9 protein-coding genes and 2 tRNA genes are annotated in these 12,898 nt (G+C 30.3%); 10 read left to right on the top strand and 1 reads right to left on the bottom strand.

The window, feature by feature from the left end; translation table 11 throughout:
* Window positions 1-7: 7 nt before the first annotated feature.
* The 6 genes from FGQ49_RS05855 (at window position 8) to FGQ49_RS05830 (ending at window position 5,659) form a co-directional block, all read left to right on the top strand.
* A tRNA-Asn gene (locus FGQ49_RS05855) sits at window positions 8-83 on the top strand.
* A 1,164-nt stretch (window positions 84-1,247) separates the two neighbouring features.
* Entirely contained in the window at window positions 1,248-1,733 is a 486-nt protein-coding gene (locus FGQ49_RS05850) for a hypothetical protein (RefSeq protein WP_138268937.1), read from the top strand.
* 191 nt (window positions 1,734-1,924) lie between these two features.
* Window positions 1,925-2,000, top strand: a tRNA-Asn gene (locus FGQ49_RS05845).
* A gap of 1,240 nt (window positions 2,001-3,240) precedes the next feature.
* Entirely contained in the window at window positions 3,241-3,966 is a 726-nt protein-coding gene (locus FGQ49_RS05840; RefSeq protein WP_138268936.1) for a tRNA (adenine(22)-N(1))-methyltransferase, read from the top strand.
* Window positions 3,935-4,756 (top strand): Nif3-like dinuclear metal center hexameric protein, encoded by an 822-nt coding sequence (locus tag FGQ49_RS05835; RefSeq protein ID WP_138268935.1) that lies wholly within the window; start codon window positions 3,935-3,937, stop codon window positions 4,754-4,756. The genes FGQ49_RS05840 and FGQ49_RS05835 overlap by 32 nt, the downstream gene beginning before the upstream one ends.
* Before the next feature lie 3 nt (window positions 4,757-4,759).
* Entirely contained in the window at window positions 4,760-5,659 is a 900-nt protein-coding gene (locus tag FGQ49_RS05830; RefSeq protein WP_138268934.1) for a DMT family transporter, read from the top strand.
* Window positions 5,660-6,061: 402 nt separating this feature from the next.
* On the opposite strand, the gene FGQ49_RS05825 is transcribed toward FGQ49_RS05830, so the two are convergent.
* Window positions 6,062-6,595 carry a cysteine hydrolase family protein gene (locus tag FGQ49_RS05825; RefSeq protein ID WP_138268933.1) on the bottom strand — a complete coding sequence of 178 codons (534 nt, stop codon included), beginning with the start codon at window positions 6,593-6,595 and terminating at the stop codon, window positions 6,062-6,064.
* A gap of 101 nt (window positions 6,596-6,696) precedes the next feature.
* Here FGQ49_RS05825 and FGQ49_RS05820 point away from each other — a divergent pair, with 101 nt between their 5' ends.
* The 4 genes from FGQ49_RS05820 to FGQ49_RS05805 all read left to right on the top strand — a co-directional run bounded on the left by FGQ49_RS05820 (window position 6,697) and on the right by FGQ49_RS05805 (window position 12,408).
* Entirely contained in the window at window positions 6,697-7,242 is a 546-nt protein-coding gene (locus FGQ49_RS05820; RefSeq protein WP_138268932.1) for a hypothetical protein, read from the top strand.
* A gap of 13 nt (window positions 7,243-7,255) precedes the next feature.
* Window positions 7,256-9,307 (top strand): hypothetical protein, encoded by a 2,052-nt coding sequence (locus tag FGQ49_RS05815; protein WP_138268931.1) that lies wholly within the window; start codon window positions 7,256-7,258, stop codon window positions 9,305-9,307.
* A 31-nt stretch (window positions 9,308-9,338) separates the two neighbouring features.
* Window positions 9,339-10,661, top strand: a complete 1,323-nt coding sequence (locus tag FGQ49_RS05810) for a replication-associated recombination protein A (RefSeq protein WP_138268930.1) — start codon at window positions 9,339-9,341, stop codon at window positions 10,659-10,661.
* 1,333 nt (window positions 10,662-11,994) lie between these two features.
* Window positions 11,995-12,408, top strand: coding sequence for a Fur family transcriptional regulator (locus FGQ49_RS05805; RefSeq protein ID WP_138268929.1), 414 nt, complete (start codon window positions 11,995-11,997; stop codon window positions 12,406-12,408).
* The last annotated feature ends 490 nt before the right edge of the window (window positions 12,409-12,898 follow it).

Below are 12,898 nucleotides of genomic sequence, written 5' to 3'. Positions count from 1 at the left end.
CAAGCGTTCCTCAGTAGCTCAATCGGTGGAGCAGTCGGCTGTTAACCGAAAGGTCGTAGGTTCAAGTCCTACCTGGGGAGCCATTTTTTTTTGCCAAAAATATTATTTTTATAAAGACTTTGTATAAGTCTTTTTTTTGTTTGTAGACTTATTGTTAATTTAAGTTTCTATTTGATTATTTTAAAGGACAGTTTATCAAGAAGAAATTTAATGTTACCTTTTATCTATTATTTTTATTCTAACATTAAAACTAATAAGTTATAGGATAGAGGTATTTTGTTTTACTTTATGTAGTAACATTTTATAGAACCTATATAAAAAATTTAAGAAAGAAGAATATAATTTTTTATATGTCATATAATAAATAAACACATGTTAACCTTTATTTAAAGGGGATACATCTTTATATAAAATTTTATTTGAAATATTTTTAATATAATGCTGGATTTTATAATCAAGTTAGAAAAATTTTTTCTAACTTGATTTTTTAGGCTGTTTTTCTTCATATTTCAATGATTTAATTGATTTAATGTTAGGAAATTGATGTAAGAATAGATGTTTATTATAAAAATAAAAGGATAAATGCCTAACCATATATTCTTATTCTTACTTTTACTCTTGTTATAAAAATAAAAAAAAATTAAAAATTTTTGTGGTATAATAAAATTAAAGAAACGGGTAAAATGTTCGTTCTAAGGAGATTTTGTTGTACATTATAAAATATCTACTAAATGCAAAAAAATCTTCACATAAGCGAAAATTTAAACAAATGTTCATATAACAGACCGTAGTAAAAAATATAAAATAGAGAAAAAAGGAAACTAATTTTATAAAAAACGTTAAAATTGTATTGACGATTATGATGCTATTAGTTCCTTGTTTATGACTTGCTTCTTTTGAATAGATCGTAAAAGAAGAAGCATTGCAGTAAGAAAGCATCAAGCAAGCTAAACTTCGGAGAAATTTCTTCTGGTACATCTTCTTTAAAATCATCACATTCGCATAACTGGACACCACATGATGACACAAAATATAGGACTAAGACTTACACAGTATGTTATTGTAGATTACATAATATGGAGTTTAGCTCTTTTATAGTTACCAATGCTCATTATTTGTGCTATGTATGATGTAGGTTATTCGTGCGGATACAAGGCAGTGAAAAGAATAGGTATCGTATGAAGATATAGATAGACTACTACTATTGCAGCTGTAGATATAAAAATATTATAAAGGAGTTGGAATGATTGGAATTTTTGAAAGTTTGGAAACAAAAATTTATAGAAGTTAATACTTCAATAAAGGAGCATTTAAGTGAAAATTATAGGAAACAATTTATAATAAAAAAGATCGTAGGTTGTGTGTTGTTATTTTTATTTATGCCACCGATGATATATTTTCTTGAAAAACACTTTTTTCCTATTGCTTTTTTAGGAGCATATATTCCATACTTTGAGATTGGGATTACTTTATTATGGATTGCTCTTTCGTGGAGATTTTGGCACTATGCTTATTGGAATTATCAAGGAAAGTTTTTAGATAGATTTTTTAGTAGTTTGATAATCTTTGGTGGGATAATAACGCTTCCATTGAAGCTGATATTATGTAATACAATAATTCTTCTTTGGATTGCATTAATTGCTCCAATTACAGGAATTATGACTTGGAGAAAAGCTGTTAAATATGAAAAAGTCTTATTTATAAATAATGAAAAAAACGATGTTTGGGCATAACCTATCTTAATATTGCAGCAAAAGGAGTATTTTCGTAATGCTCCTTTTTTAATATATATTTTATTTAATGACTGCGAAAACGATCTATGTTTATTTCAGAGCAAAGTTTAAAAGAGAAGATTTTTAATATAATTGCATTTTTTTGTTGACATTTTCTAAATAAAGTGTATAATATATAAAGTACTAAGCGTTCCTCAGTAGCTCAATCGGTGGAGCAGTCGGCTGTTAACCGAAAGGTCGTAGGTTCAAGTCCTACCTGGGGAGCCATTTTTTTTTTGCTAAAAATATTATTTTCATAAAGACTCTTTAGAGTCTTTTTTTATTTGTAAAAACTTTTGAAAGATTTATTGTTAATTTAGTTTTCTATTTGATTATTTTAAATGTAAGTTTATAAAGAATAAATTTAATGTTATCACTTATCTATTATTTAATTATATTGTTTTTCTTCTAAGCATTAAAACTAATAAATGATAGGATATGGGTATTTTATTTTTGTAAAATACAAGTATCAATGTTTTATAAAACCTATATAAAAAATTTTAAAATGATAACTTACATTTATTATGATGTTCTACTCCTACCATTAAGATTGATAAACGGCGGAGTAGAGGTAGCACTGCTTTGTAAAACTTGGTTAGCAATGTTGTATAAAATTTATATTAAAAGATAACTTATATTTATTATGATGTTCCACTCCAAACATTAAAGCTAATAAAGGGCTGGGTAGCTTTTCTGACAGTAAAACTCGGGTAGAGTTTTACGTAGGCATCGAAAAGCGTTATAAGCCATCACGGCGTTTGAGTGAAAGAATTTTGTCCGGTATTTTTTTCTTCGGAAAAATACTGGTCGCTCTTTAGAGCGAAACCCTAAAATGCCACGCCCAGTGGCGCCCTTTTATTCGACTTTTTTAGGCGAGTAAAAAAGTCGTTGGGTTTATAAGGGGCAAAGCCCCTTAATATCGGGTTGTTAAGGACGAAATACATTAAAAGATATTATATGTAAATCTACTTAATAAATTTATTTTTAACGGTAATTTTTTATATTTAAAATATCATATAGATGAGATTTTAAATGGTAATTTATATTTGTTATGCTGTTTTAATTTTAGCATTAAAACCTATAAACGATAGGGTGGCGGCAGCTTTTCTGTCCGTAAAATGCGGGCAGCATTTTGCGTGACATTGAAAAGCGTTATAAGGCACTTCGCCGAGAAGTGTCCTTTTTACCTCTTATTGTGACTGTTTACTGTTTCAAAGAAACAGATGAGTTTTATTTTTAATAAAACTCATTAAGCTGAAAGCTTTAAACAACATGAGCGATTTTTTAAGAAAAATTGCGAATGGACAAGCAAAAAAAGAGTGGGGTTTATAAGGGGCAAAGCCCCTTAAGATAGGGTTGTTAAGGGAGAATCCCTTAAAGGTGTTAGGGGTAACACCCTTAAATAATATTTTTGTTTAAAAAAAGAAAATTTTATGTTATACTTATTTTGTTATATAAGGTAGAAATTATGGTAAATTTGGATATAAGATTAAAAGCGGTATATGACATGGTTGGGAAAAGCGAATCGGTTCTTGATGTTGGTTCTGATCATGGATATTTACCCATACAATTATTTAAAAATAATATGATAAAAAGAGCCGTTATAAGCGACGTAAACGAAGGACCTCTTTTAAATGCAAAAGAAAACTTTTCTAAGATGTTTAAAGAAGAAAAAGATGTTACTTTTGTTTTAAGCGACGGCATGAAAAATATAGATACAAATAATATTGAAACCCTTTGTATATGCGGAATGGGCGGAGAACTTATTATCGATATACTAAATGATGATTTAGAAAAGACAAAAGGTTTTAAAAATATTATTCTTCAGCCTATGAACAGTGTTGATATGGTAAGGAAATATTTATATGATAATTCTTTTACCATTGTTGATGAAGATTTGATAAGAGACAGACATCATTTTTATAATGTTTTAAAGGTTATATCTAAAAAAGATGATGAAAAATATGAAGATGTGTTCTTTGATTTAGGTTATAAACTATATGAAAAAGGGAATGAAAATTTTCTTGATTTTCTAAATTACAAAATAAAGGTAAATAAGAAAATCGTTGAAAATTGTAAAAATAAAAATACTGAAAATGCAAAAGAAGCATTGAATAAAGCGAAAGATTATATAACTTTGCTGGAAAGGGTAAGAGAAAATTATGAAAGTAAAAGATATAATAAAGTACATTAACGTATTCGCAAATGAAAGTTTTCAGTACGAATGGGATAATTCCGGATTTCAACTTGGAAACAGACAAGCTCAGGTAAGGAGAATTTTGCTTGCTCTTGATATTACAAACGAAGTAATAGACGAAGCAATAAGAGAGCATTGTGATATGATAATATCTCATCATCCTTTATTCTTTAGTAAAACAATGAACATTGAACAATCAAGCATTAAAGGGGATATGATATTCAAACTTATTAAAAACAACATCAACGTATATTCTGCTCATACTCCTATGGATGTGTCTACAATCGGGCTAAATATGTTTATGGCTAAAAAGCTTGGTTTAAGCGATATTAAACCACTTGAAAGAGTTGTAAGCGATAAATGCGAAGACGATACAAACCTATTTGGTCTTGGTGCTGTTGGTCTTCTTGATTCAAGAACACCTATGAACATTGACGGTTTACTTAAAAAAGTAAAAAAAGCTTACAATACAAATGTTTTAAGAGTAACAAACAATTACAACACTCTTGGTATATTAAGTAAAGTTGCTTTATGTACCGGTGGTGGTAATGACTTAATAGATAAAGTTAAAGAAAAAAATGCCAAAGTATTTATTACATCTGATACAAAATATCATGAAATGCAAAACTACGTTGATAACGGCATTGTATTAATAGGTGTTGGACACTACAATGCAGAAATATGTTTCCTTGACATAATGTACGAACTTTTAAGACTTAAATTCCGTGAAATCGAAGTTATAAAATCAGAAGAAAAGAACGTGGAAAGTTTTGCATATTTCGTATAGAATATGTTAAAAAACAAGAAAGTAACGGCATACATAACAGGGGTATTATATTCCTTTGTTTTTGGCACAACATTTGCTTTTACAAGAGAGGCTTTAACCGTTTTAAAGCCTCTTGATTTACCCGGGGTAAGATTTTTGTTTGCAGCCTTATTTATGACTATACTTTATTTTCTAAAAGTATTTAAGCTTGACTATAAGGAAAAAAACATAAAACTTCTTATTCCTCTTTGCATATGTCAGCCTTTAATGTATTTTATATGTGAGACTTACGGTGTAAGCCTTACAAATTCGGCACTTTCGGGAACGATGATTGCCACTATTCCCGTTGTTATGTGTGTTCTTGCAATATTTATTTTAAAAGAAAAGCCTACTATTAAGCAGTGGGCTTTTGTAGTTCTTTCCGTTCTTGGAGCCATATCGGTTGTGTTTGGGTCTTATGTTTCTGATGTGGGATTTAATTTTGCGGGATTTTTATTTTTGTTTGGAGCGGTTTTTGCTTCAAGTATGTACGGTATTTTAGCAAGGAAATTATCAAAGGAATTTTCCGTTATGGAGATAACCTTTTTCATGATGTGGTTTGCGTGTATATCCTTTGGAATTATATCTTTGATTACAAATCAAGGTTTTAGCGGATATATGCTCGCTTTTTCAAATACTAAAGTTTTACTGTGTATGATGTATCTTGGATGTATTGCTTCTGTTATAGGATTTTTTGGCAATACTTATACAGTATCTCACCTTGATATAGCATCAGCTTCTGCCTTTTCAAATTTAACTACTGTTGTTTCGGTTCTTATAGGTATATTTGTTATGGCGGAACCTTTTAGCTTAATGCAGGTTATCGGTGCTATTGTAATTATAATTGGAGTATTTGGGGTTAATTATTATGGAAATGGGGATTAAGGGGATACCCCTTAAGAACCCCATATTTAAGGGCTGTCTGCCCTTAACAACCCGAAATCAAGGGGCTTTGCCCCTTATAAACCCCACGACTTTTTTACTCGCCTAAAAAAGTCGAATAAAAGGGCGCCACTGGGCGTGGGGTTTTAGGGTTTCGCTCTAAAGAGCGACCAGTATTTTTCCGAAGCAAAAAATACTGGATAAAATGCTTTCACTCATACGCCGTGAAGGCTTATAACGTGGTCGGATTTTCTAAAAATCTCTACCCGAGATTTTTGAAACGACCACTACCGCTACCCCGACAGATTTGTAAGTGTGGTGGTCATGGTGGTGAAATGTAGTGAGTGGGGTATATGTTTTTATATTGTGAATATAATAAAAAAGGGAGCATATAAGCTCCTTTTTTTATAGAATTTCCGTTTTATAAATTGCGTTCATTTGGTTTATGAAAGTTTCGCCGTTATCCGTAAATGTGGCACACAAGTTTTTATCTACTTTTGTTTTAAAGCCTTCTTTATATGCTCCGTAAACCGTATTAAATACGCAAATGTCGGTACATACACCACATACTAACACTTCATCTACTCCATTATTTTTTAGCATTTCGGCTAAGTCAGTTTTATAAAAGGCATCGTACTCGCTTTTATCAAGCCATATTACGTTATCTTTATTTTTATTTTCTTTATACCAGTCGTTTAAGCTACCATAAAGCTCTTGTCCCCATGTTCCTTTTACGTTATGTTTTGGCCATAGGTTGAAGTGCTTATCATTTTCTTCGTGTGCGTCCATTGCAAAAACGATTATTTTTCCTTCTTTATCGTATTCTTTTACTTTATCTAAAACTTTAGGTGTTATGTCCTGTGCGGGTTTTCCTGCTGTTAAGCTTCCTTTGTCGTCAATAAAGTCATTGCTCATATCTACTACAATTAGTGCGTCCATTGTTTTTCTCCTTTTTTTCTTATTATATCATAAAGTATTTTGAATTATTACAATATACTCATATTGCAAATATTAAAAATAGATTTTGTATTTTTGATGTTATGGAAAAAAATGGTCCTGGGATAAATATTATAAAACAAGTTGGGAATGATACTTATACTTTAGGACTTACACTTGATACAAACGAACAAAGAATTGTTGTTACTGATTATAGGAAATTTTTAAATAATAATGTTCAAAATAATATTTTACCTTTAAATAGGCAACAAAATAATCTTGAAACATTCAATAAAATTGCAAATAAAATAGGTGCAAAAGTTGAATATATAAATGATAATGTATCAGAGAATATAGATGGATATGTTAAAGACGGAGTGATATATTTAAGCAGAAATAATAAAAATGCTGAATTTACAACATTTAAACATGAATTAGTACACTATATTCGTTCAAAATCAGAAAAATTATATAATGAATTAGAAGTTTTTTCTTTAGAAGAAATAAATAAAAATTCAAAATATCAAGCAAGAAAAGCAGAGATTGAAAGTAGATATCTAAATGCAATAGAAAAAGGCGAAATAGGATTATACATCACAAGATATACAAGAAGAAGTTGTCGCAGATTTTATAGCAAGAAGAATATTTGAAAATGATGAAGCAATGCTAACAAGACTTGCGGGTAATAATAAAACTTTATTTGAAACAATAAGAGATTTTATAAAAAGAATAAAATCAATAATAACTAAAAATGATGTTTTATATTCTGATATTAACAATGCCGAAACATTGTTTGAGAAAGTGTACAGAGAACTTGCAAGGGAAGAAAACAGGAAATATAAAACGGGTGATGATGTAAAATTAAGTTTAAAGAACAAAAATATAAATTCTGCTGATAAAATACCGTATATTAACCATACTTCTTATATAAACGTAAGGAAAAATGACAATAGGAATTTAAAAAATTTACAAAACAGGGTCAAAAATATTCAAAGAGGAACGTATGAAAATAAAGCAACGGGATATAAAGCCGATATTAACAGTCAAACCATCGGAAAAATCTTACATCCTACATTTTCATCCAAGTTTCATCCATGGGATTTGCATTATATTGAAAATTTAAATGCAAGTTTATATTTACCGAAATTGTTTGAAAATGCGGTTTATATAGATAGTTTTAAAAATCAAAAGCAAAAAAATATAAATAAGGCATCAATGGAATTTCATCATTTTGTTGCTCCGATAAGAATGAATAATCAAGATTATCGTGTTAGAATTGTTGCAAGAGAAAAACCAAATTCTGATGTATTATATATTGTAGATAGTGAAGTTTTAAAAATAAAAGGTGTAACCACCTCACCAAACATTATGAAAAACACAATGAATAGTAATTCCTATGTGGTTACACCTGATATAAGTATATCAGATCTTGTTGATAATATCAACATATTTGATTACAATACAGGCAATAATCAATCTTATTCAGATAAGGACCTAAAATTTTCATTAAAAGAAGAAAATGTTATAGAAACAGACACAGAAAAACTTTTAAAGCAAATGCAAGATAAATTTGACAAACAACAAGAGAAGTTTGACAAACAAATAAAAGCATTAGAGGAAGAAGTAAGAGCTTTAAGGGGTGAAGATATTAATAAAAAAGAAGATGTAAATAGCCGACTTCTCAATACTCAAAAAAGCCCTGAGAACACGTCCGAAACGACTTTCGGTTTTAACTCTACATCTTCTAATCAAAATATATCACAAGATATAAAAGAAAGCAATGAAGAGATAGATGAACAAAATGAGATTGTAAGAGCAGACAGTGAAAGTATTAGTGATGATGATATAAAGGTTATAAAGAAAGATTATGAAAATGCTGTAGATGAAGGGCTTATACGATACATTGAAAACATAAATAAGGGGAAAAAAGTAAAACCCTATCATAATATAGGAAATGTATCGAATGAGCTTATAGAGGATGTGGAAAAGCTTACGGGGCTTGATATAACGGGGTATAAGAATAGTATTGACAGTATAGCAGTAGAACATATCTGGGACAGACACGGTGAGAATGGTGAAGCTAATGAAAGTATGTCAGATATAAATGATATTGCAAGAATAGGTTATGTTATAGATAATTATGACAGCATAAAACTTGGAGATAAGAAAAGTGTAAGGTATTTTAATAAAGATAAAAGCAGAGCTGATTCTATAATATTGACAAAAAGAATAAACGGATATTATGAAGTAGTTGAAGCCGTACCTGATACAAAAAATAAACTTCTTAGAGTTGATACTGCTTATAAATATAAAAATAAGAAGCAATTGACCAACTACTCTAATGCTGAAAACAACCCTCAGTACACGTCCGAAACGTCTTTTGGAAATCTTGCTTCTTATAATCAAAGTATACCACAAAACAGAGGTAAAAACAATGAAAACACTGTTTATAACGCAGGAAGTGAAAGATATATATTTGATGAAGATGGGAATGTTGTAAGGATTGAAGTAATGAGAAACCCTTATACAAATGCTTTAGATAGAGAAGTTTTAAAAGCTGATTTTATGGAGCAAAAAAAATTACCTACAAAAGAGAATTTAGAACAAACAGACAGGGGAGTTTATGATTTAATATTACATTATATTTTAAATATATTGTTTTATGTTCGATGGTTATTGATATTATTTTGTGGTAGAATTGTAAAAGATATTTAGTATTATAAATTTAATGTAATAAGGAGAAAAAATGCAAGGTAATTTTTTTGATGATATAAGGGAAGAACAGGTAAAAAGCAAGGCTCCTTTAGCGGTTAGAATGAGACCTGAGAGTTTAGAGGAGTTTTACGGTCAGGAGCATATTGTATCAAAGGGTAAGCTATTGAACAGAATGATTGAAGCTGACAGAATAAGTTCCATAATACTCTTTGGTCCTGCGGGGTGTGGTAAAACCACCCTTGCGAAGATAATCGCAAGCAAGACCAGTTCTTATTTTTATTCTCTTAATGCTGTAACCTGCGGAGTAAAGGATGTAAGGGAGATAATCGAAAAGGCAAAGAATAATCTTGGGCTGGAGAAGAGAAAGAGCATTCTTTTTATAGACGAGATACATCGTTTTAACAAATCACAACAAGATGCACTTCTTCCAAGCGTTGAGGACGGAACGATTATTCTAATTGGTGCTACAACGGAAAATCCTTTCTTTGAAATAAATTCTCCTTTGATTTCACGTTCTACTTTATTTAAGCTTAAGAAGATTGACAAGGACGATGTAAGAAAGATTATAGAAAACGCACTTTCAAACAAAGAAAGAGGACTTGGAAATTATGAAATAAACATAACGAATGAGGCTATGGACTATTTATGCACTATGTGCAGCGGAGATGCAAGGGTTTCTCTTAATGCTTTGGAGCTTGCTTATCTTACAACTCCAAAGGACGAAAAAGGGGTAATAAACATAGACCTTGATGTGATAATAGAATGTATGCAAAAGAAAAAAGTTACATACGACAAAGGGGACAACGAACACTACGACACAATAAGTGCATTCATAAAAAGCATGAGAGGTTCTGATCCGGACGCAGCGATTTATTACCTAGCTAAGATGATATATGCGGGAGAAGATCCAAAATTTATAGCAAGAAGAATGATTATTTTTGCCTCTGAAGATATAGGAAACGCAAATATAAAAGCTTTGGAACTTGCCGTAAGTACCTTTAAGGCTGTTGAAGTTATTGGGATGCCTGAGGCTAGGATAAACCTTGCTCACTGTGTAACTTATCTTGCCTCTTCACCAAAGAGCAATGCTTCATACCTTGCAATAAACAAGGCTTTAGCTGATATAGAAAACGAGCCTAACTATGAAGTCCCTCTTCATATAAGAAATGCAAATTATAAGGGGGAAAAGGAATTTGGTATTGGTGTTGGGTACAAATATCCTCACGATTTCCCAAACGATTATGTAAAGCAGGATTATCTGCCTGAAGAAATAAGGGGAAGAGTTTACTACGAGCCTAAGGAAAACGGAGCAGAGGGGAATTTGAAGAAATATCTTAAAAATTTAAAGGGGTAAATTTAAGGGATACTCCCTTAACAACCCTTATATAAGGGGCGTTGCCCCTTAAGAACCCCACTCTTTTTTTGCTTGTCCATTCGCAATTTTTCTTAAAAAATCGCTCATGTTGTTTAAAGCTTTCAGCTTAATGAGTTTTATTTTTAATAAAACTCATCTGTTTCTTTGAAACAGTAAACAGTCACAATAAGAGGTAAAAACGACACTTCTCGGCGAAGTGCCTTATAACGCTTTTCGATGACTGCGTAAAACTCTGCCCGAGTTTTACTGTCAGAAAAGCTACCCCGACCCGACTTAGTTTGTGGGTAGGTTGTGCAGTTTGTGTATTATTTGGGAAAAAATTTATGATGTGGTTGGATTTTCTAAAAAACTCTGTCCGAGATTTTTGAAACGACCACTACCGCCGACCCGACCTGATTGGGTTTTGGGGTGGTTGTTATATTATGGTTTAATGAGAATATTTAAGAGATACTCCCTTAACAACCCTTATATAAGGGGTGTTGCCCCTTAAGAACCCCACTCTTTTTTTGCTTGTCCATTCGCAATTTTTCTTAAAAAATCGCTCATGTTGTTTAAAGCTTTCAGCTTAATGAGTTTTATTTTTAATAAAACTCATCTGTTTCTTTGAAACAGTAAACAGTCACAATAAGAGGTAAAAACGACACTTCTCGGCGAAGTGCCTTATAACGCTTTTCGATGACTGCGTAAAACTCTGCCCGAGTTTTACTGTCAGAAAAGCTACCCCGACCCGACTTAGTTTGTGGGTAGGTTATAAGTTTGATTGGAAATAAAATGGAGTTATTGGGAAAAAGGTTTATAACGTGGTCGGATTTTCTAAAAATCTCTGTCCGAGATTTTGAAACGACCACTACCGCCGCCCCGTTTTATTTGTTTAAAAATGAATAAAAGGATGCTGTTGGGAGTGGATGCTTTGAGGATTTCAAAAGCCACGAAAAATGGTATTTATATTTTACAAACAAAAGCTATCTTGTAACTATTTTATTTCAAGGTTTCAGGATTGTATTATTTCCATTAATAAAGATTAATAAAAAAGACATCCGTTTATAAATATGGGTGTCTTTTTTAGTTGATTAATATTGGTTTATTTAATACTATTTATGGTTATTAAGAGAGTTATAAAATTTTAATGGATTTTATAAGTTAAGTTTATTATAAATTTCAGCATTTAATAATTGATAAATTTAATAATTCTAAACTTTTTGTTAAATTTAGGAATAGTTCTCAAATTCGTTGAAAAATAGTCTTTTTAATGATATAATCTACAAAATATTATTAAATTGAGAATGATTCTCATTTTATCAGAGGTTGGGGTATGAATTCACATTATAATACAAAACAAAGAAAGATACTTATTGATTGTTTTGAGAATATGGATAAAAAACATTTTAGGGCAAGTGATGTTTTAGAGTATTTGGAAAAAGAAAATTCCAATATTGGAAAATCCACCGTATACCGTCAGCTTGAAAGCATGGTAAATGAGGGGATACTGAATAAATATATTATAGATATAAACACTCCTGCCTGCTTTGAATATGAGGGGAAAAGCAGACATGAAGATATGCTGTTTCACTTAAAATGTGAAAAGTGCGGAAAACTTATACATCTTCACTGTCATGAAATAGATGATTTTCAAAAACATTTATATACTACCCATAATTTTAAATTAAATCCCAAGAGAACAGTTTTTTATGGGATTTGCGAAGAGTGTGAAAAAAAGAATAAATAAAATCTTATTTTTAGTTTTTTTATATTATCTGATTTAATAAAAATGTAATCATATGTAAGAAATATTTTAATATATGAATAGGGAATTTAATTAGGGTTTTAATATGATTTGTTATATATTAAGCTTTTTGTTTTAGGTTTACTGTGTTTAGGTGTTGTAAATTAACTTATAAGAAAGGCTAAGTAATTAAAAATTTTAAAAAAATAAAAAGTTGCTTAGTTCTAAAGGTATATTTGAAGTTTAAGATAAAAAATTGCTTAGGTTTTAAGGTATAAGTGTTTAAAAGTACACATTAAAACTATTGTGTTTAAGGGGTTACTATGTTTAGGTTGTAAGTTAGCTTATAAGAAAGGTTAAGCCACTAAAGAATAAAAAAAGGATAAAATTTGCTTAGGTTTTAAAGTATAAATGTTTATAGTGAAACATTAAAACTATTGTGTTTAAAGATTATATTATGTTTATGTTGTAAATTAGTTTACAAATAAAGGTT

This window comes from Anaerofustis stercorihominis (assembly GCF_005844425.1).
Taxonomy (GTDB): Bacteria; Bacillota; Clostridia; order Eubacteriales; family Anaerofustaceae; genus Anaerofustis; species Anaerofustis butyriciformans.
The sequence above is the reverse complement of the archived record's forward strand: the minus strand, read 5'-3'. Positions and strand labels throughout refer to the sequence as shown.